This window comes from Pseudobacter sp., from assembly GCF_051955275.1.
In the GTDB taxonomy this organism is placed as follows: Bacteria; Bacteroidota; Bacteroidia; order Chitinophagales; family Chitinophagaceae; genus Pseudobacter.
This window is the reverse complement of the sequence record NZ_JBQCGW010000235.1, coordinates 1-19,845: the sequence shown is the minus strand read 5'-3', so window position 1 is coordinate 19,845 and position 19,845 is coordinate 1. Positions and strand designations below refer to the sequence as shown.

At 49.5% G+C, this 19,845-nt stretch carries 17 protein-coding genes; 13 read left to right on the top strand and 4 right to left on the bottom strand.

Annotated elements, in window-relative coordinates; all coding sequences use genetic code 11:
• The first annotated feature begins 12 nt into the window (after positions 1-12).
• The 5 genes from ACTHMC_RS20665 to ACTHMC_RS20645 all read left to right on the top strand — a co-directional run bounded on the left by ACTHMC_RS20665 (position 13) and on the right by ACTHMC_RS20645 (position 5,818).
• Positions 13-1,230: an HD domain-containing protein gene (locus ACTHMC_RS20665; protein ID WP_440416004.1), complete on the top strand. Its 1,218-nt coding sequence runs from the start codon at positions 13-15 to the stop codon at positions 1,228-1,230.
• A 48-nt stretch (positions 1,231-1,278) separates the two neighbouring features.
• Positions 1,279-2,325: a UDP-3-O-(3-hydroxymyristoyl)glucosamine N-acyltransferase gene (gene lpxD / locus ACTHMC_RS20660; RefSeq protein ID WP_440416002.1), complete on the top strand. Its 1,047-nt coding sequence runs from the start codon at positions 1,279-1,281 to the stop codon at positions 2,323-2,325.
• A gap of 403 nt (positions 2,326-2,728) precedes the next feature.
• On the top strand, positions 2,729-4,135 hold the full coding sequence (locus tag ACTHMC_RS20655) for a bifunctional UDP-3-O-[3-hydroxymyristoyl] N-acetylglucosamine deacetylase/3-hydroxyacyl-ACP dehydratase (protein ID WP_440416000.1): 1,407 nt from the start codon (positions 2,729-2,731) through the stop codon (positions 4,133-4,135).
• A gap of 194 nt (positions 4,136-4,329) precedes the next feature.
• A complete protein-coding gene (gene lpxA, locus ACTHMC_RS20650) occupies positions 4,330-5,178 on the top strand; it encodes an acyl-ACP--UDP-N-acetylglucosamine O-acyltransferase (protein ID WP_440415998.1) in 849 nt (282 codons plus the stop codon).
• Positions 5,159-5,818, top strand: a complete 660-nt coding sequence (locus tag ACTHMC_RS20645) for an ABC transporter ATP-binding protein (RefSeq protein ID WP_440415997.1) — start codon at positions 5,159-5,161, stop codon at positions 5,816-5,818. Before lpxA ends, ACTHMC_RS20645 begins: the two co-directional genes overlap by 20 nt.
• A 632-nt stretch (positions 5,819-6,450) precedes the next feature.
• On the opposite strand, the gene ACTHMC_RS20640 is transcribed toward ACTHMC_RS20645, so the two are convergent.
• Together ACTHMC_RS20640 and tsaE are read right to left on the bottom strand one after the other, a co-directional pair.
• A complete protein-coding gene (locus tag ACTHMC_RS20640; protein ID WP_440415995.1) occupies positions 6,451-7,665 on the bottom strand; it encodes an alanine dehydrogenase in 1,215 nt (404 codons plus the stop codon).
• A 38-nt stretch (positions 7,666-7,703) separates the two neighbouring features.
• On the bottom strand, positions 7,704-8,117 hold the full coding sequence (tsaE, locus tag ACTHMC_RS20635; RefSeq protein WP_440415993.1) for a tRNA (adenosine(37)-N6)-threonylcarbamoyltransferase complex ATPase subunit type 1 TsaE: 414 nt from the start codon (positions 8,115-8,117) through the stop codon (positions 7,704-7,706).
• A 192-nt stretch (positions 8,118-8,309) separates the two neighbouring features.
• On the opposite strand from tsaE, the gene ACTHMC_RS20630 reads away from it, so the two are divergent.
• Together ACTHMC_RS20630 and ACTHMC_RS20625 are read left to right on the top strand one after the other, a co-directional pair.
• Positions 8,310-10,430, top strand: a complete 2,121-nt coding sequence (locus ACTHMC_RS20630) for a heavy metal translocating P-type ATPase (protein ID WP_440415991.1) — start codon at positions 8,310-8,312, stop codon at positions 10,428-10,430.
• A 4-nt stretch (positions 10,431-10,434) separates the two neighbouring features.
• Positions 10,435-12,342 (top strand): RecQ family ATP-dependent DNA helicase, encoded by a 1,908-nt coding sequence (locus tag ACTHMC_RS20625; protein ID WP_440415989.1) that lies wholly within the window; start codon positions 10,435-10,437, stop codon positions 12,340-12,342.
• Here ACTHMC_RS20625 and ACTHMC_RS20620 read toward each other — a convergent pair.
• A complete protein-coding gene (locus ACTHMC_RS20620) occupies positions 12,339-13,904 on the bottom strand; it encodes a helicase HerA-like domain-containing protein (RefSeq protein ID WP_440415987.1) in 1,566 nt (521 codons plus the stop codon). The genes ACTHMC_RS20625 and ACTHMC_RS20620 overlap by 4 nt on opposite strands.
• Positions 13,905-14,057: 153 nt before the next feature.
• On the opposite strand from ACTHMC_RS20620, the gene ACTHMC_RS20615 reads away from it, so the two are divergent.
• Both ACTHMC_RS20615 and ACTHMC_RS20610 read left to right on the top strand, forming a co-directional pair.
• On the top strand, positions 14,058-14,498 hold the full coding sequence (locus ACTHMC_RS20615; protein ID WP_440415986.1) for a hypothetical protein: 441 nt from the start codon (positions 14,058-14,060) through the stop codon (positions 14,496-14,498).
• A gap of 101 nt (positions 14,499-14,599) precedes the next feature.
• Positions 14,600-15,301: a response regulator transcription factor gene (locus tag ACTHMC_RS20610; protein WP_440415985.1), complete on the top strand. Its 702-nt coding sequence runs from the start codon at positions 14,600-14,602 to the stop codon at positions 15,299-15,301.
• A gap of 193 nt (positions 15,302-15,494) precedes the next feature.
• On the opposite strand, the gene ruvB is transcribed toward ACTHMC_RS20610, so the two are convergent.
• Positions 15,495-16,523: a Holliday junction branch migration DNA helicase RuvB gene (gene ruvB, locus ACTHMC_RS20605; protein WP_440415984.1), complete on the bottom strand. Its 1,029-nt coding sequence runs from the start codon at positions 16,521-16,523 to the stop codon at positions 15,495-15,497.
• A gap of 48 nt (positions 16,524-16,571) precedes the next feature.
• Here ruvB and ACTHMC_RS20600 point away from each other — a divergent pair, with 48 nt between their 5' ends.
• From ACTHMC_RS20600 to ACTHMC_RS20585, 4 genes are all read left to right on the top strand, one after another.
• Positions 16,572-17,261, top strand: a complete 690-nt coding sequence (locus tag ACTHMC_RS20600) for a type 1 glutamine amidotransferase (protein WP_440415983.1) — start codon at positions 16,572-16,574, stop codon at positions 17,259-17,261.
• Positions 17,262-17,378: 117 nt separating this feature from the next.
• Positions 17,379-17,807: a MarR family winged helix-turn-helix transcriptional regulator gene (locus ACTHMC_RS20595; protein WP_440415981.1), complete on the top strand. Its 429-nt coding sequence runs from the start codon at positions 17,379-17,381 to the stop codon at positions 17,805-17,807.
• A 69-nt stretch (positions 17,808-17,876) separates the two neighbouring features.
• Entirely contained in the window at positions 17,877-18,779 is a 903-nt protein-coding gene (locus ACTHMC_RS20590; protein ID WP_440415980.1) for an NmrA family NAD(P)-binding protein, read from the top strand.
• 34 nt (positions 18,780-18,813) lie between these two features.
• Entirely contained in the window at positions 18,814-19,428 is a 615-nt protein-coding gene (locus tag ACTHMC_RS20585) for a thioredoxin family protein (protein WP_440415978.1), read from the top strand.
• Positions 19,429-19,845 lie beyond the last annotated feature (417 nt).

The window sequence follows — 19,845 nt, the reverse complement described above, 5'->3', positions numbered from 1 at the left end:
AGCAAGCAGCGAATGGCGCATCCTGTCAGAAAGATCATCAATGATCCGGTATATGGTTTCATTACGATCGATCACCCGGTAATTTTCCAGGTGATAGCACATCCTTATTATCAGCGCCTGCGGCGGATACATCAGATGGCCATGGCGCACCTGGTATATCCCGGGGCAGTTCATACCCGCCTGCATCACTCACTGGGCGCCTATCACCTCATGTGTATGGCCCTGCATGAACTACGCAACAAGGGGATCGATATCACCCCCGAAGAAGAAGTGGCGGCAAAAGCTGCTATTTTGTTGCATGATGTAGGCCATGGCCCTTTCTCCCATGCCCTGGAACATGTACTGATAAAGGGTGTGAAACACGAGAATATTTCGCTCCGCATCATCCGCACCATCAATGAAGAAATGAACGGACAGCTGGATCTTGCCATTGCCATCTTCACCAATCAATATCACAAGCCATTTTTATACCAGCTCATTTCCGGTCAACTGGATGTGGACAGGATGGATTACCTGAGCCGCGACAGCTTCTTCACCGGCGTGTCTGAAGGTGTGATCGGTTATGACCGCATCCTGAAAATGCTTACCGTGCAAAACGGGGAACTGATGGTGGAAGAAAAAGGAATTTATTCCATCGAGAAATTCCTGGTGGCCCGCCGTCTCATGTACTGGCAGGTTTATCTGCACAAATCCGTACTGAGTGCCGAAAAGATGCTGGTGAAGATCCTGGAACGCGCCCGCGAGCTCATCCTCAGGGGGGAAACTGTTCCCGGAGCCTCTGCAGCGCTTGACCTGTTTTTGCAATCAAAGGAAAAAGAGCTTCCCATCGATAAGCACCTCGATCAGTTTTGCCTGCTCGATGACTTTGATGTAATGGCAAGTATCAAGAACTGGATGTTCCATGCAGACACCGTACTGAGTACACTCTGCGAAGGACTTATCAACCGCCGTTTACTAAAAGTTAAATTACAGGCAGAGCCATTTGATCAGGACTGGATCACGGAACAGCGGAACAGGATTTGCCAGTGTAAAAGCATCAGGGAAGAAGATTGTCATTACCTGCTTTTTACCGGCGAAGCCGTCAACACCACCTATAATCCGGTGGAGGAAAAGATAAATATTCTTTTCAAGGACGGGACCGTAAAAGATATATCGCAGGTAGACAATGCGCTGATCAGTCAAACGCTCTCCAGCCCTGTGAAAAAATATTACATTTGTTATCTGAAGTAACAGTACATAACCAATACCTCGCAAATCCCTTATAAAAGCTCAACAACCATGCAATTCACAGCAGCGCAAATAGCCATGATCATCAACGGGAAAGTGGAAGGCGATCCCAATGCAGCCGTCGGCTCTTTCGGTAAGATCGAAGAGGCCAAACAGGGGCAGCTCGCCTTCCTGGCCAATCCCAAATACGAAGATCATTTGTACACCACGGAAGCAACCGTGATCATCATAAGCCAGACACAGGAACTCAGGCAACCGGTCAAGGGAACCCTTATCCGCGTTGAAGACGCCTACACTGCATTTGCCACCCTTCTTACAAAATACCAGGAGGTGATGACCCAGCAAATGGTAGGCAGACAGGAACCGGTTTACGTAGCACCCACCGCCAAACTGGGAGAGAACCTTTTCCTCGGCGCATTCTGCTATATTGGCGAAGGCGTGGTATTGGGCAATAATGTAAAGATCTTCCCTAATGCCTATATCGGAGACAAGGTTACCATCGGCGATAATACTATTGTTCATCCCGGTGTTAAGATCTACCACGATTGTGTGATAGGAAAAAACGTGACCATCCATGCCGGCACCGTGCTGGGCAGCGATGGTTTTGGCTTTGCCCCTCAGGCAGATGGAAGTTTCAAGAAAGTGCCACAGATCGGCAACGTGATTGTGGAAGATTTTGTGGAAATCGGCGCCAATGCCACCATTGACCGCGCTACCATCGGTTCCACACTCGTTAAATCAGGTGCCAAACTGGATAACCTGATCCAGATAGCCCACAATGTGGAAGTAGGTAACAATACCGTGATCGCGGCACAGGCCGGCGTAAGCGGCAGCACCAAACTGGGTAATAATGTAATGATTGGCGGACAGGCCGGTATCGTTGGACATATCTCCATTGCCGATGGCGCCCGCATCAATGCCCAGAGCGGCGTGAGCAAATCCATCAAAACCAGCAATGCGGCCGTTACCGGTTCCCCCGCATTCGACTATACCAGCGCCCTCCGTTCCCAGGCAGTGAGCCGCAACCTCCCTGAACTGGAAAAGAGAATTAAAGAACTGGAAAAACTGGTGCAGCAGCTGCTGGCTGAAAAAGTATAAATTCCTTCAAATAATATCCGGATCGGGGCTGAACTAAAAATTCAGCCCCGTTTCATTTGGCAGTGCCCAATCGCTCGCATCCCGCGAGTGCCTTCTGTTTGCTCGCCTCCTGGCGAGTTCTGCGTTCGCCAGAAGCGAACTAATATTCCTCACTCGCCAGAAGCGAGCTAGTGGTCTCCGAGTAAATTCTAACCCGCTGATTTCCACTTCCTATGCCGGAAACCCGGTGCAAAATGATATTCATTTTAAATTATATAAAACAAAATTGATCCCATAAAACCCAGCACAGATGCGGAATTGAGCCCCAATAGCCCTTCCATCACCCTCCACCCGTAAAATATCAATACAACTTAGGGAGGTAATAATACGTTGAAGTGTATCTTTGCGCATCTAAAAAAATTGAATGGACGCTAACTTCAATCCTGACAAGCAGCATACTCTCGGATCGGCTATAAGTATTTCAGGCACGGGCCTGCATACAGGTTCCAAGGTGGATATGACCCTGAAACCAGCCAATCCCGGCTTCGGTTTCAGCTTTCAACGCATCGACCTCCCCGGACAACCGGTGATCAAGGCCGACTGCGACCTGGTAACCGATACCTCAAGAGGTACTACCCTGGAAGATAATGGCGCCAAAGTGAGCACGGTGGAGCATATCCTCGCCGCACTGGTGGGAATGGGCGTAGACAACTGTCTGATCGAGCTCAACGGCCCTGAGATCCCCATCATGGACGGTAGCTCCGCCCCCTTTGTGGAAATCATCGAGAAAGCAGGCGTGCTGGAACAGGATGCCGCTAAACAATGGTATTTCATAGATACACATATCACCCATTACGATGAGAAGAAGCGCGTGGAAATGACCGCCCTCCCCGCTACCGATTATAAGATCACCACCCTGATCGACTTCAACAGCCCCGTTCTGGGAACCCAGCACGCCGGTCTGAAGAATATGGGGGAATTCAGATCCGAGATCTCTTCCTGCCGCACCTTCGTTTTCCTTCACGAACTGGAAATGCTCCTGGAGCACAACCTGATCAAAGGCGGAGACATCAACAATGCCATCGTGGTAGTTGACAAACCCGTTACAGAAGACGAAATGGAAAGGTTGGCCAAAGCCTTTGGCAGGGAAAAAATGGGCGTGAAAAGCGAGGGCTACCTGAACAACCTGGAGCTGCGCTTTCCCAATGAGCCCGCCCGTCATAAACTCCTGGACGTGGTAGGTGACCTGGCACTGATCGGCTATCCCATCAAGGCGCATATCATCGCCAACAGGCCCGGTCATAGCACCAACGTGGACTTTGCCCGCATCATCAAGCAATACATTAAAAAGAATAAACAACTGAAGAATATCCCCGTGTATGATCCCAATCAGCCACCGGTATATAATCTTCAGCAGATTGAAAAGACCCTTCCTCACCGCCACCCGTTCCTGCTGGTAGACAAGATCATTGAACTGTCTGACAAACAGATCGTTGGCGTGAAAAATGTAACTTTTGACGAATGGTTCTTTCAAGGCCATTTCCCCGGTAATCCCGTTATGCCCGGCGTTCTTCAGATCGAAGCCCTCGCCCAGTGCGGTGGCATCCTCGCTATCAATGCCATGCCTCCCGGAGACTATGATACTTTCTTTGTGAAGATCGATAACGTGAAATTCAAGCAGAAAGTGGTTCCCGGCGATACCATGATCCTGAAAATGGAACTGCTGGCCCCCATCCGCAGAGGTTTCTGTGAAATGAGAGGCACTGTATATGTAGGCAATAAGGTGGCTACCGAAGGTGATCTGATGGCGCAACTGGTAAAACGCGGTTAAATTGACAGCCGCATGTATACTAAGAATAAAAAAGTTCGTTTGTATATAAGTTATATTTTTGCGGGTCGGCTTGAACCCCGACTTTAACTCTTTTAGCTGATCACTTGAGTATCAAACGCCAAATCATAAAGCAAGACCCGCAAAGCGGGGTGCGTAACCAAGACCCCAACGGGAACGGGGTTGAATTCAATACCATGAACCCTCTTCCTGTAACAACACTTAAGAACGTAAATCAAATGATCCATCCGCATACGTACATTCATCCAAATGCGAAACTGGCCACTAATGTGAAAGTAGACCCCTTCACCGTGATCCATCAGAACGTTGAGATCGGCGAAGGAACCTGGATAGGCAGCAATGTAACTATCATGGAAGGGGCACGCATTGGAAAGAATTGCCGGATTTTCCCCGGCGCCGTAATCGCGGCAATCCCACAGGATCTGAAATTCGGCGGGGAAGATACCATGGTGGAAATTGGCGATAATACCACTATCCGTGAGTTCGTAACCATCAACCGCGGTACCAACGACAGAGGTAAGACCAGGGTAGGCAATAACTGCCTTATCATGGCTTATAGCCATATTGCGCACGACTGCATGATCGGTAGTAACTGTATCATGAGCAACAACACACAGATTGCCGGCCACGTGGAAATGGGCGACTGGGCAATCCTGGGTGGCATGTGCGCCGTTCACCAGTTCGTAAAGATCGGTGCCCACGCTTTCGTCAGCGGCGGTTCACTGGTTGGAAAAGATATTCCTCCTTTTATCAAGGCAGGCCGTCAGCCCCTCAGCTACTCCGGCGTTAATTCCGTTGGTCTGAAACGCAGAGGCTTTACCGTTGACAAGATCAACCACCTGCTGGATATCTATCGTGTTATCTACAACAAAGGCATGAACACTTCCCAGGCCCTCGAATTCCTGGAAGAAGAGTTCCCTGCAACCGACGAACGTGATGAGATCGTAACATTCATCCGTGAAAGTGGTCGCGGTATCATTAAACGCTATTCAAAAAATAGTGTGGATGAAGATATCGCTGATTAATGCAGGCAAGCGCTTTAACCGCGAATGGATCTTCCGTAAAGTAGATTACAGTTTCACTGAAGGCAAGTCTTATGCTATCACAGGGCCCAACGGCTCCGGGAAAAGTACATTGCTGCAAGCTATCGGCGGAGCCATTGCGCTCTCCGAAGGAGAAGCCCATTACATCATCGATGTACCGGCAGTGCAGGCAGCACAACACAATCCCGCCATTCAGACCCGCAAAGTGGAAACCGATCACGCCTTCAGAAAGATCTCCATAGCCGCTCCCTACCTGGAACTCATCGAGGAAATGAGCGTTACTGAATTCCTGCATTTCCATCAGCAATTCAAGCCCCTGCTTCCCCGGATCAGCATCAAAGAGATCATTGAAAAAGTAGGTCTCACCAAAGCTGCCCACAAACAGATCCGCTTCTACAGCTCCGGCATGAAGCAACGCGTGAAACTGGCACAGGCCATCTTCTCCGATGTACCGGTTCTTCTGCTGGACGAGCCATGCACCAACCTTGATGCCGAAGGCATCGCGCTCTACCAATCTCTCATCAGCGCCTACGGCGAGGGGAGGCTGATCATTGTCAGCTCTAATGATCCGCAGGAGTATAGCTTTTGTGAGCACAGGATCAATATTCTTGATTATAAGTAAGCATTTTTTGTTTAGTCTCGCAAAGGGGTGTGAACCGGTGGTTGGAAAACATACCCACACCTTTTAGGATTTTAATTAGGCTTTGGTGGGGTATGTTGGAACGGCAGGGCAATGATGAGCTACCGGAACGTATGTTTTCAAGACCACCTTTTCACACACCCTTTGCTCCATGTCTCCGGACGTGCGGCAACTATAATGCAGAACCCTGAAGCTGTGCTCATTTGCACGCTACATGGCGGATCAAAGAAGCTGAGATGATCAGAGGAAAGAAAAAATGGAAACAACTTCGAAGACCCTGATGAAAGGTAACATTGACAGACTGCCTGAAGGAGAATGATGCACATGGATCATTTACTGCTCACTAAAGCTGACGCTCAAAAATTATATCCAAGCATTAAATTGCAAACTGAATGTGCATCCCTGCATATGCAATAATTTGCCAACCACTCAACCTTGGGTGCAGTACAAAGGACCTCATGCGGCGAGAGTTATGAAAACAAGGGCCTTGAAAACATAAGCGAAGAAGATCAATAGAACTACATCAGCCCAATCTCTCCCAACAAATGCCCAATAGCACCACTAAAAGGTGCGGTTTGTTTTCGCAGCCCGGTTTTTATACGCCGGGTAAGCAATTAACGTTGACTTGCTATCAGCAGATTCAGATCCGTGTACTTCAGATCAAATCTCTGACTGAGATGGAAATTTGTGAGTGCGCCTTTGAAAATGTAGATGCCGCTGCGGAGATGCACCTTGTGCCATACCAGGTTCTCAAAGCCGCCTTCGTCGCCGGCTTCAAGCAGGAGTGGCATCAGCACGTTGCTGATGGCCTGGCTGGCGGTACGTGCAAAGCCCGAGGGAATATTGGGCACGCAATAATGGATCACGCCGTATTTCATGAAGATGGGATGTTCATGACTGGTGATCTCGGAAGTTTCAAAGCAGCCACCACGGTCGATGCTGACATCGATGACCACACTGCCAGGACGCATATTGCTGACCATTTCTTCGGTCACTACTACCGGAGTGCGGCCAGTAGTGGAGGCCAGGGCGCCTACCGCCACTTCGCAGGTCTTGAGCTGCTTGGCCAGGATGCGGGGCTCTATAACGGAAGTCCACATACGCTGACCGATATTATTCTGAAGTCTTTTTAAACGATATACGCTGCTGTCGAACACCTTCACGGAGGCGCCGAGGGCCAGGGCTGCGCGGGCAGCAAACTCACCCACGATACCGGCACCAAGGATGATCACCTTGGTGGGCGGGATCCCTGATATCCCTCCGAGCAATACGCCCTTGCCATGATTGGCGGAGCTGAGGTACTGCCCGGCTATCAGCATCACGGCGCTGCCGGCTATCTCACTCATGCTGCGCACGATAGGGAGACTGTCGCTGTCATCTTTCAGATTCTCGAAGGAAATAGCGGTGATGCGCTTGTCCATCATCTTCTGCAGCAGTTCCGCTTTCATGGCGGAGAGATGGATGGGGGAAATGATCACCTGGTTGAACTGCAGATAGGGAATATCTTCCTCTACGATGGGAGCGCTCTTTACGAGGATGGGCGCTTTGAAAACTTCAGCCTTGTCGTACACGATCCGGGCTCCTGCCTCGCTGTAGTCGCGGTCACGGAAATGTGCCGCCTCACCGGCATTGTGCTCTATCACTACATCATGACCATTGCTGATCAGAACGCCTACAGCATCGGGAGTTAACGCAATGCGGTTCTCCTGGAAGGCGGTTTCTTTAGGGATACCTATATGTAGTTGAGCCCCTTTGGGCTTCACATCAAGTTTTTCTTCAAGTGTTTCGTAACTGAAAGAGGTGCTGATGATCGGTCGTTGCTGGGACATGAAGTTGATTTTCTTATTGGCAGCTATATCAAATATACTTATTTCTCATCTATCTGAAGGAGCCGGGTAGCCGGATCGGTTACGGAAATATGCACCTGAAGCGTATTTTCGGGAAAAATCCCTTCAGCCCGCTCAGGCCATTCCACCAGGCAAATATTTCCGGAATAAAAACAGTCCTCCACTCCCGCCCTGATGGCCTCTTCCTCATCCTTCAGCCTGTACAGATCGATATGAAAGAGCTGTCCACCGGGCCAGGCATACTCGTTGATGATGGAAAACGTTGGGCTTCCCACCGTACTGGTAACATCTTTCACATCGCACAGGGCATGAACAAAAGTAGTCTTCCCTGCACCCATCTGTCCATGAAAAGCCAGGACCTTCCTGTCTCCTACCGCTGCCCAGAACTGGCGGGCAGCCTCATGAATGGTTTCCAGAGTAAATGATAGTTGCATAAAACGCAAATATACAAGGCTCTGAGCGATTTATAAGCCTTCCATCCTGAAGGTTAATATGAACCGTCCCATTACAAATTCCCGAAATTGCAACCGTGCAGCGATATTATACGTTTAGTTATAAGGCCCTTCCCGGCTCCGTTCGGTAAATTTGCCAATACTAACCTGATGATCAATATAAACTCCTAAGCAATGGAAACAGTGAATTGGAAAGTAGATGGGATGGACTGCTCCAACTGCGTGCTCACAATCCGGCAGTTCCTCGAAAAGAAAGGGCTGGCAGATGTGAAAGTGAACCTGGCCGGAGGAGACGTGAGCTTCACCATCAACGGCGTCAATAAAAAAGAAGATATCCTCAAAGGCATTGAATCCCTCGGCTATTCAGTAGACGCAGGCGATGCCAGCATACAGACCAAAAAGAAGAAATTCCTGAGGAACCATAAGGAGCGCTTCCTCTTCTGCATCATTTTCACCCTGCCCCTCCTGATGCATATGTTCGACAGGTGGGTGCATATCCACTGGCTCATGAATCCCTGGGTTCAGCTGGCCCTCTGCCTGCCCGTGTATATCGTGGGCATGGATTTCTTCGGACGAAGCGCCATCAAGAGCATCCGCAACGGTATGCCCAATATGAACGTGCTCATAGCCATCGGGGCAACTGCCGCATTCGTATACAGCCTTGCTGGTGCATTTCTGGGAATGGGAGAAGGCTACCTCTTCTTTGAGACCGCCGCTTCCGTGATCACCCTCGTATTCCTGGGCAACTGGATGGAAGACGCCAGCATTCAGAGCACCCAACGATCACTCAACAAACTCGCCAGCTCACAAAAAGTGATGGCCAATATGATCGCTTACGACGACCAGCACCAGGAACATGTTTTCCCCGTGGAGAACACCACCCTTCGCGTTGGCGATATCCTCCTGATCAAAAACGGCGAACAGGTGCCGGCTGATTGTAAAATATTATGGGGAGATGCCACCGTGAACGAAAGCATCATCACCGGTGAGAGCCTGCCCATCTCCAAAAAAGCAAAGGACCACCTCATCGGCGGCAGCCTGCTGGTAGATGGTACAGTGAAAGCCTATGTAACGGCAGAAGCCAAACAATCGGTGCTGAGCAATATCATCGACCTGGTTAAACGCGCGCAGGGCGAGAAGCCGCCCGTACAGCAGATGGCCGACCGGATCAGTGCCATCTTTGTACCTGTGGTGCTGGTTATCGCAGCCATCACACTCATCGCAAACTGGATCTTCCTCCATGATTTCACGGCCTCGCTTATGCGAAGTATAGCTGTTCTGGTAATTGCATGCCCCTGTGCCATGGGACTGGCAACTCCGGCGGCCATCGCAGTGGGGCTGGGCCGTGCAGCCCGAAATGGTGTGCTTTTCCGAAATGCAAAAAGCCTGGAAGTATTCAAAAACATCAGGCAGGTTGTATTCGATAAAACCGGCACCCTCACCACTGGTGATTTTGTGATTGCAGGATTTGAGAAGAATGAGGATATAAAAGAAGAGGAATTCAAACAGATCGTTTTCTCGCTCGAAAAGTATTCCAACCACCCGATTGCACAATGCATCGCCCGGGAATGGAAACAGAGCCAGGTGACCCGCTGGGACAAGATAGAAGAAGTGAAAGGTATCGGAATGAAAGGCATCACCAAAGAAGGGGATACCTGGCAGGCAGGCTCTTTCAAAATTGCACAGGCCCACACCAAAGACGACAAACACAATGTCTATATCCTCAAAAACGACCAGCTCATCGGCTGGATCGATGTAAAAGATGAAGTACGTCCGGAAGCCATGACGGTGGTGCAATACCTGCGTCACCGGAATATCCGCACCATCCTGCTCAGTGGCGACCGCTACGATAAATGCAAACAGCTGGCAGATTTCCTTGGCATCGATGAAGTGATAGCAGAACAGACACCGCAGGAAAAACTCACTGTAGTGGAAGACCTCACCCTGAAAGGCCCTACCGCCATGGTAGGCGACGGTATCAACGATGCACCGGCCCTTGCGAAAGCAACGGTGGGCATCTCGCTCAGCGCAGCTTCACAGATTGCCGTGCAAACAGCCGATGTGGTGCTGATGAACAATGGCATCCGCAACCTGCCACTTTCACTGGGACTGGGCAGGCATACGTTCATGACTATCCGCCAGAACCTGTTCTGGGCTTTCGCATACAATATTGTTGCTATCCCCGTGGCGGCATTTGGCCTTCTCACCCCTACCTTTGGTGCACTGGTGATGGGATTGAGCGATGTTGTACTTGCCATCAATTCCGTTCGCCTCTTTGTAAAGAAGGTACTGTGATCTTATGGCCTATATCCATTCATTACTCAAAGAATATTTCAGATACGATGGCTTCCGCCCCATGCAGGAAGCCATCATCAATTCTGTGCTCAACAGGGAGGACACACTGGCCATCCTTCCTACCGGAGGAGGCAAATCATTGTGCTTTCAACTGCCGGCACTTGCACAGGATGGCTTATGCCTGGTGGTGAGTCCGCTCATCGCCCTCATGAAAGACCAGGTGGAAAACCTCCGTAAAAAAGGCATCACCGCCTTTTCCATTGATTCAGGAATGGGCCGGAAAGATGTGATCAATGTACTGAAACTCGCAACGGAAAGCAATTGCAAATTTTTATATGTATCTCCGGAAAGGCTTGAAACTCCGCTGTTCCGGGAATACCTGCCCGGACTGAATCTCTGTCTCATTGCTGTGGACGAAGCGCATTGTATTTCCCAGTGGGGCTATGATTTCAGGCCTTCTTACCTGAAGATCGCTGCGCTGCGCGATGAAGTGGCAGACGTGCCCATCCTGGCGCTCACCGCCTCTGCCACACCGGAAGTGCAGGAAGATATCTGCGCCAAACTGGATTTCGCCGGCCGGAATATTTTCCAGACCTCTTTTGCCAGGCCCAACCTGAGCTACAGTGTTTTTGAAGTGGATAGCAAGATCGTCAGGATCAGGGATATCCTGGAAAAAGTGCCAGGCAGCAGCATCGTGTATTGCCGCAGCCGCAAACGCACCAAACAGATCAGCGATCAGCTCAACCTCTACGGTATCCAATCCGAATGTTACCACGCAGGTCTCCCACGTGAAGAACGCAATCGCCGCCAGGAAGCCTGGATCAAAAATGAGATCCGTAATATCGTTTGCACCAACGCCTTCGGTATGGGCATCGATAAACCCGATGTACGCATTGTGGTTCACGCAGATCCTCCCGACTGTATGGAGAATTATTACCAGGAAGCCGGCCGTGCAGGCCGTGATGGTAAAAGATCCTACGCTGTTTTACTCTACGACCACCAGGATCCTGAAGACCTGCGCGCCATGCCGGATATCCGCTTCCCCGAAGCTGATGATATCAGGAAGATCTATACAGATGTAATGAATTACCTGCAGGTGCCGAATGGACTTGGCGGTGGTTCTTATTACGACTTTGAGCTGAACGACCTCATTGCGAAATTCCATCCCGAACCAAGACTGGCCACTTACGCACTGAAAGCAATGGAGCAGGAAGGATGGATGAATTACAATGAACAGGTTTTCATTCCCGCATCTGTTGGCTTCATCACCGGCAAGCAATGGCTCTATGAATTTGAAGAGATGCACCCCGATCTGGAGCCACTGATCAAAACACTGCTCCGCACATACGAGGGCATCTTTGATCAGCCCACTCCTGTTTCAGAAAAAAATATCGCCTACCTCATGCGCAGCGACGCCGACACAGTAAAGCTTCAGCTTCGTAAACTGCATGGTTATGGTATTATCGAATATGTACCTCAGAAAGATACGCCGCAACTCTATCTCCGCCTCAATCGTGTGAGAACGGAAGAGCTGCGCATCAATATGGTGCATTTCAATAAAAGGAAACAACTCTTTGCATCGCGTATCCACACCTTTTTACATTACCTGGAAGAAAGAAAACAATGCCGCAGCCAGCAGATCGCACAGTATTTTGGCGATAAGGAAGCAGGTGCTTGCGGCGTTTGTGATATCTGCCTGGAGCAGCAGAAGAAACCTCTCCACCCTGCAGAGCTGGCGCAGATCCATCAGCAGATCAAAGCAGTGATCCAACAACGTCCTGCTACACAGGAACAGATCATGGCGGCACTTCCGGGCATACAGAAACACAAGGTCCGCGAAGCCATCGCCTTCCTTCAGTCAGAAGAAAAAATAGGAGTGAACGCAAACGGGGAGATCAGTGACCGGTCTTAAAACCATCCACTGCTTTTCTTTTTACTGCTGCTTCTCCCGCCAACTCCAAGAACGCCCAGCAGGGCTCTTCCCAGTCCTCCGGCAACAGTTCTCATGAACTGCTTTGTAGCACCGCTGTCCAGTACTTTTTCCACCGTTGATTTTTCTTCTTTGGCAGGTTTCTTTTTGGCCGCTTTCTCTTCAGCTTCTTCCTCCGATTTCTTTGCAGCCTCTTCGAGCTTGGCTGTGAGGATCTCGTAAGCGCTTTCGGAATCTTCGGTTTCAGCATACTTCCTCACCAGTTTGGACCTGGAAATGATGCTGTCTATTTCCGTATCGCTCAACACGTCCATACGGCTGCGGGGAGAAACCAGCATGGCGTGTACGAGAGGAGTAGGAATGCCTTTCTCGTTCAGCATGGTCACAAACGCTTCGCCTATACCGAGCTGCGTAAGCAGGTCTTCCGTTTTGTAGAATTCAGTTTCAGGATAATTCTGTGCTGCCTGTTTGATGGTTTTGCGGTCTGCTGCCGTGAAAGCGCGCAGCGCGTGTTGTATTTTCAGACCGAGCTGGCTCAGCACGCTGGCTGGCACATCCTGCGGGTTCTGTGTGCAGAAGAAAATGCCCACGCCTTTGGAGCGGATCAGCTTGATCACTGTTTCGATCTGTTGCAACAACGCTTCCGTGGCTTCCTGGAAAACCAGATGGGCCTCATCGATGAACATCACCATTTTGGGTTTGTCAAGGTCACCTGCCTCAGGAAGGGTGGCATAGAGTTCCGCCAGCATCTGCAGCATAAAAGTACTGAACAGCTTTGGCCGGTTCTGCATATCCGTTACACGCAGCACACTGATCATACCACGGCCATCATCTGATATCCGCATCAGGTCGTCTACATCAAAAGATGGCTCACCAAAGAAAATATCGGCGCCCTGCTGCTGCAGCTCTATCACTTTACGCAGGATGGTGCCGGTGCTGGTTGTGGCGATCTTGCCATAGCTCTTTTCAATATCGGCCTTGCCTTCATTGCTTACATACTGAAGTATTTTGGTGAAGTCCTTCAGATCAAGCAGCGGCATCTTGTTATCGTCGCAGTATTTGAAGATCATGGCCACCAGGCCCTGTTGTGTATCGTTGAGGTCGAGTATCTTGGAAAGCAGGATGGGACCGAATTCCGTAACGGTGGCACGAAGCCTTACTCCTTTCTCATTGCTGAGCGTCATCAGTTCAACGGGAAATCCGGAGGGAGTCCAGGTACCGCCCATTTTCTGCATACGTTCTTTGATCTTGTCATTTTCCACACCTGGCTGGGCAATACCACTGAGATCACCCTTGATATCCATCAGCAGAACGGGTACACTGGCATCGCTGAGGCCTTCGGCCAGCACCTGCAGGGTTTTCGTTTTACCGGTACCGGTAGCACCTGCAATCAGGCCGTGGCGGTTCATGGTTTTGAGGGGAAGCAGGATATCTGCGCCTTGCAACACCTGGCCATCGAGCATAGCTGCCCCGATGCGGAATGATTCACCCTTGAAAGTATATCCGTCTTTTACCAATTGAAGGAATGCGTTCTGGTCTGCCATAGTATGATTTTGTAGAGCGGAAGGTACTGAAAATGAGCGGAATCGTATACGGCCCGTTTATTGTAACTTTATTAAGTATAACTGCTGCTTAGGAATTATTATTTTCATACGAATGCAGCGCTTATTCCGTTTGGATAGTCAGCCTGATAATTAGTGAAAACATTTCAACTCATCCCCATGAAGCCGCGTGTGATACTGCCGATACTGGCCTTTCTGATGATTACCCTGGTTGTTGCCTGTAAGAAAAGCAGCGACAGCAAAGAACCGTATGACCTCACCAATACGGAGTGGCAGGGTGAAGGCAAGGTGTATGACCGCAACTTCAAGCCGGTAAAAGTGCAGTTCAAAGAGAACAGGAAGCTGGAGATATCATTCGTGGCCGTTGACGATCCCACTGCCAAATACACGTTTACCGGTACCTGGCAGAAAGCGGAGGATTCAGACAATGTGGTATTTGAATATGCCCAGGGTCTGGAAACTGTTACCGGCACAGCTACCCTCACCGAAGGCAATACGAAGATGGCCGACGGCAAATTCAAGAGCAGCGGGGATCCCAACCAGGACGCAGGCAGCTTCAACCTCAGCCGTCAGTAGACTCCCATGCATTAGTAATTAACAAAATATTACACGGCACTTGCCGGATGTGATAAATGATTTAATTTTATTTACACTATCAAGAATAAAATCTACCAACAATGGAAGGAAAGAAACCGAAAATATTGTTATGTGAAGATGATACGAACCTGGGCAGTGTACTTAAGAACTACCTTGAACTGAATGATTTCGATGTTACCCTTGAAAGGGATGGCCGCCTCGGACTGGCCGCCTTCCAGCGTGAGAAGTTCGAACTCTGCCTGCTGGATATCATGATGCCGCATATGGACGGCTTCACCCTGGCAGAAGAGATCCGTGATGTTGACCCCGATATTCCCCTCTTCTTCATCAGCGCTAAAACCATGAAAGAAGATATCATCCAGGGTTACAAACTGGGTGCTGATGATTATATCACCAAGCCATTCGACAGTGAAGTGCTCCTCCTCAAAATAAAGGCCATCCTCAAACGCAATGAAGAGGTGACCAAAGAGCAGGAGAATAAAGAATACGATCTCGCCAGCTATCATTTCAATCCCAAACTGCGCGAACTCAGCCATGCAGGTAAAACACAGACATTATCCCCCAAGGAGAATGAACTGCTGAAGATGCTGTCTGAGCACATGAACGACCTGCTCCCCCGCGAACAGGCGCTCAAGAAGATCTGGGGTAGCGACACTTACTTCAACGGCCGCAGCATGGACGTATACATCGCCAAACTGAGGAAGTACCTGAAGGAAGATGATACCATCGAGATCGTGAATATCCACGGTAACGGATTCAGACTGGTGGTGCCTGTAGCATAGATTGCAGGAACCACTTAAAATATACAGGGCTGACCTTATGGGGTCGGCCCTTTTACTTTTGGTGTGCCCAGCCGCCCGCGTCGCCGCGAGTGGCTTCTATTGGTTCGCCTCTGGCGAACACCGTGTCGCCGGAGGCGACGGAATATTTGTCACTCGCGGGGACGCGAGCGACTGCTCACCGATAATACAGCTATTAAAAAAGTGTGGTCAGATTCCCACCCCGGATATCCTTTCCGAGATGTTCATATGCTTTATGGGTAGCCTCGCGGCCGCGTGGAGTACGCTTGATGAAGCCTTCCTGGATAAGGAATGGCTCATATACTTCTTCCAGGGTGCCTGTTTCTTCACCAACTGCAGTGGCAATAGTAGTGATGCCCACCGGGCCGCCCTTGAATTTTTCGATGATGGTATTCAGGATGCGGTTGTCCATTTCATCCAGCCCATGCTCATCCACATTCAGCGCTTTCAGCGCGTGTTGTGTAATACCCAGGTCTATCACACCATTGCCCAGCACCTGCGCAAAGTCGCGCACCCGGCGGAGCAGGCCATTCGCAATACGCGGCGTACCGCGGCTCCTGCGGGCGATCTCTGCTGCCGCATCTGAAGTGATCTTTGTATTGAGGATCCCGGAAGATCGAAGCACGATCTGCTTCAGAGTATCTGCATGGTAGTATTCAAGTCTTGATTTGATCCCGAACCTTGAAAGCAAGGGCGCTGTAAGCAGGCCGCTCCGCGTGGTGGCCCCGATCAGCGTGAACGGATTCAGGTTGATCTGGATACTACGGGCATTGGGGCCGCTGTCGATCATGATATCCAGACGGTAATCTTCCATCGCTGCATAGAGATACTCCTCCACCACCGTGCTCAAACGATGGATCTCATCGATGAAGAGCACATCATGCGGCTCCAGGTTCGTAAGCAGCCCCGCCAGGTCTCCCGGCTTTTCAATCACCGGTCCGGAAGTTTCTTTGATCTGCACGCCCAGTTCATTCGCCACGATCCTGCTCAGTGTGGTCTTACCCAAACCCGGAGGTCCATGGAAAAGGATATGATCCAATGCCTCACCCCGCAGCTTTGCTGCCTTGATGAAAATTTTCAGGTTCTCGATGATCTGGCCCTGACCCGCAAAATCAATGATCTCCCGGGGCCGGATATTGTTCTCGAACTCCTTGTCGGCAGCACTCTGCGAATTCTTATCAGTATTTAAGTTTGGATTGGACATTTCTTTATGCAACTTTGTAAATCTACACAAAAGTAAGGCAGTATAACCATGCATATCCATTTTATACAGCACGTTGCATTCGAATCTCCGGGATATATCCTGGAATGGGCGCAGGGCAAGGGTTTCAGCACCAGCTTCACCCGTTTGTATGAATCTGTTGAATTTCCTCCTGTTGAAAATACTGACTGGCTGGTAGTGATGGGAGGCCCTATGAGCGTGCACGATGAAACAGAATACAAATGGCTGGCTTCCGAGAAAGCCTATATCCGCAGCGCCATCGATGCAGGTAAAAAAGTACTGGGCATCTGCCTCGGCTCACAACTGATCGCCGATGTGCTGGGCGCACGTATTTATAAAAATGATCAGAAAGAGATCGGCTGGTGGCTTTTGGAAACCATTGATGTGCAACATCCGCTGACGAAAGATTTCCCGGAAGACTTTCCCGTTTTCCATTGGCACGGAGATACATTCGAACTTCCTGCCGGCGCAACCCACCTCTTTAAATCAAAAGCCTGTAAAAACCAGGGATATCTTGCAGGGACCAATGTATTAGGACTTCAGTTCCATATGGAAGTGGACGAACGCCTGGTGGCGCAGATGATGCAGCACGGCAAGTCGGAACTGGTGGAAGCGCCTTTCATCCAGGATGAGGCCACCATATTTTTGAATACACTCAGCATCGCCTTATTTACACGGGTGCTCCTCGGTCAGCTTTTAGACAGATTTGAGGCTTTATAAGTTTTAAGCTGCCTTCTGCCAGGGTAAGTATTCATTCAATCAAAAAAACACATTTGCATATACAAATAAAACCCTTATCTTTGCATTACCGTTATCGATAAGGTGGCGGACACTGGTATGAAAATCTCAGAAAGCAAATTCAAGCAATGTTTCTATTTCGCTTCCGGCGCGCTGGCCCGCATCGTTGAAAAGATGGCCATCGATGTATGGAAGAAAGTGGACCTGTCACCCAGCCACGCTTACGTGCTGCTGCTGGTGATAGAAGAACCTGGCATTCAGCCGGGAGTCATTGCCAATCAGCTTCATCTGACACCTTCTACCATCACGCGTTTGATTGAAAAACTGGAGAGCAAGAAACTGGTAGTGCGCACTTCGGAAGGTAAGATCACCAATGTATACCCTACCCCCAAAGCAAAGGAACTGCACCCGGAACTGGTAGCCTGTGCGAATGAGTTCAGCAAGCAGTATTATGATATGCTGGGTCAGAAAGAATGTGATCATCTGATCGATACCATTACCAAAATGGCAGACAGACTGGAACCTTAAATTTTTTTTATCTTATCATTTGTATATACAATTATAATAAATTTAACCAACGTCAAAATTTAAAGAAGTATGAAATACGTAATTACCGGCGCATCAGGCCATATCTCAAAACCGCTCGTTCTCCAATTATTGAATGCTAAACAGGATGTTACTGTGATCGGCCGTACCGCGGGCAACCTGCAGGAACTGGTAGACAAAGGCGCTACAGCAGCCATAGGTTCTATAGAAGACGGAGCATTCCTCACCAAAGCATTTGCAGGTGCCGATGCCGTTTATGTGATGTGCCCGCCCAATTACAGCGTACCCGATATCAAGGCGCATTATGGTGAGCAGGGTAAGATCTATGCGGCAGCTATCAAGGCTTCCGGCGTGAAGCATGTAGTGGTATTGAGCAGCGTTGGTGCTGATCAGCCGAAGGGTAATGGTCCTGTTGACGGGCTCTACCTGCTGGAACAGGAGTTCAACAAACTGGCAGACGTGAATATCCTTTATCTTCGCCCTGCCTATTTCTATTACAACCTTTACGCCAACCTCGACCTTATCAAACACCTGAATATTACCGGCAGTAATTTCAGTGCAGCGCCCGGCACATTCCCACTGGTACATACCAACGATATTGCAGCCGTTGCCGCTGAGGAACTTCTGCAGCTCAACTTCAAAGGGCACTCCGTTCGTTACGTGGTGAGCGATGAAGTGGGCACAGAGCAGATTGCCACAGCTTTGGGTAATGCCATCGGCAAGCCCGGACTGCCATGGGTGAAATTCCCGGATGATCAGGCGCTCCAGGGAATGTTACAGGCAGGCCTTGGACAGGACATTGCCAGTAATTTCATTGAAATGGGCAATTCCATCGATGCCGGCACCATGTCAGCCGATTATTTCAAACAAACCAATCGCCAGCTGGGAAAAATAAAGCTGGATGATTTTGCCAAAGAGTTTGCAGCTGCATTCAATGCTGCCAACCCTGCATAACAAAACTTAGTTTCACCATTTCAACTCAGGTAATATGATCACAACGAACAGAAAAAAAGTAGACAGGAAATATCTCTCCGAAGCAATGGATTATTCCACCTACAGAAAACTGGTAGATGATCTGTTGCTGGAGGGAAAGGTGACCGGCCCGCAACAGTCGGATTCACTGGCGCATTATACAAAACTGAATGTGCAGCGCATGCAGCGGATCGACAAGACCGTTCAACTCCTTCCTGAAGTAACAGAAACACTTCAACAGATCTCCGGGCCACAAACCTGGCTGGTGATCACAGAAGGCTGGTGTGGAGACGCTGCACAGATCCTGCCCGTGCTGAATGCTATGGCCAATGTGAACCCGCTGATACAACTCAGACTGGTACTGAGAGACAGCAACCTGGAACTGATTGACCAGTATTTAACTGATGGCACCAGCCGCAGTATCCCAAAACTGGTGGTACTCGATTCAGAAACCCTGGAAGAAAAGTTCAACTGGGGACCCAGGCCAACCGTTTTACAGGAGCTCTATAAAAAAATGAGGACCGAAGGAATGGAATATGCAGCCATAGCCCAGGAACTGCACGCCTGGTATGCAAAAAACAAGACCGAAAGTATCCAGAAAGAGATCCTGAAAAAACTGATAGAAGCATAACTCGGTTATCGATTTTTTTATAACAAAAAAGAGAATGGTGGATTCACTATCAGTGAAAAACACAATTCTCTTTTTTTTATCTGTTGTTGACACCACGCAGATAGTGCACACTTGCCGAAAACTCTGCATGCGATGAACAAACGAAGTTTCCTTTACCTTTACGTCCCCTCAATTCAACACACCCTCCTCACCTGCTTTTACAGCTGCTCATATTTTTTCTTCATACAAAAGCCTTATCAATTATGCAAAAGCTGAAACAGCTGACAGTTCTATGCCTCGTGGCAGTTTTATTTTTTAGTTGCGATAAAGTGAAGGACCTGCTGGGTGGCGAAGAGGGGCGCGCACTCGCCAACCTGAAGCTCAAAGAATTCACACGCGATGGCCGCACTTACACTTTTCTTTACCACCGGAACGGAA